Below are 314 nucleotides of genomic sequence, written 5' to 3' on the forward strand. Positions count from 1 at the left end.
GTGATCGTCGGATCGTCATTGGTGCCGGTGACCGTCACCGTGACCACCTGGTCGACCGTGCCGCCATGGCCGTCGTCAATGGTGACGGTGAACTTCTCCGTCGCCGTCTCGCCGGCCGCAAGATACTGCGTGGCCGAATTGGCCACCTCATAGGTCCAGCCGACCGTGCCGGCTTCGCTCGTGCCATCCTCCGACACCAGGCCCATGGTCAGCGTGCCGCCGAGCGTGTTGCCGGCATCCGGCGCCACACTGGTCGTGTGCACGTCGATCAGGTCGACATCGTTGAAGGCGATGGTGCCGCTGTCCGACAGCGT

1 protein-coding gene is annotated in these 314 nt (G+C 65.6%); it reads right to left on the reverse strand.

Going from position 1 to position 314, the window contains the following annotated elements; genetic code table 11:
* The coding region (locus tag P9230_RS32255) for a VCBS domain-containing protein (protein ID WP_278121754.1) at positions 1 to 314 on the reverse strand (314 nt) is incomplete at both ends.

It is taken from the genome of Mesorhizobium sp. WSM4887, from assembly GCF_029625865.1.
In the GTDB taxonomy this organism is placed as follows: Bacteria; Pseudomonadota; Alphaproteobacteria; order Rhizobiales; family Rhizobiaceae; genus Mesorhizobium.